The sequence below is a fragment of the Vibrio sp. YT-19(2023) genome (assembly GCF_033337395.1).
In genome coordinates, this window is the sequence record NZ_JAWOQN010000861.1 from 1 (window position 1) to 574 (window position 574).

Below are 574 nucleotides of genomic sequence, written 5' to 3' on the forward strand. Positions count from 1 at the left end.
ATCAATCGTGAACGTTCTTCTTCGGTTAGTGCGAAGTAGGGCGTGAATGAAGGCTCACTAGCCACCCAACGAACGGTGCCTTGGAATGGACTCTGAGGACCATCGACATTCACCGTCACGGTTTTCCCAGGAATAAACCCGATTCGATAATCGGCAGGAACATACACTCGCGCATACGGCACGCGGTTGGCTTGAATCACGGCAACCACACCGTTCACTGGTACGCGTTCGCCAAGATTGTAAGGCAAATTATCGAGCGTACCGTCACGCGTAGCCGTGATGGTGAGTTCTGCCAGTTTTTGCTCTTGCAACGCTACTTCGGCTTTTGCCGCCATTAAAGCGGCTTTAGCTTGTTCGATGTCTTCGAGGCGAGAACCTGCGGTGAGCTTACTGAACTCTTCTTTTGCTGAGTCTAATTCGGCTCTCGCCGAGTCCCTTGCCGCAAGAGCGGAATCTTTTTCGGATTGGCTGATGAGCTTTTTACGCACCAGTTCTGCTTTGCGTTGATAGTTTTTCTGCGCTTCGGTGAGCTGCGCTTCCGCTCGGGCTACGCGAGCCGATGCAGCAGCAATGT

1 protein-coding gene is annotated in these 574 nt (G+C 52.6%); it reads right to left on the reverse strand.

Annotated features, from left to right (window positions below):
- A partial coding sequence (locus R7E78_RS28860; protein ID WP_318058981.1) for an HlyD family secretion protein occupies nucleotides 1–574 on the reverse strand: 574 nt, incomplete at both ends.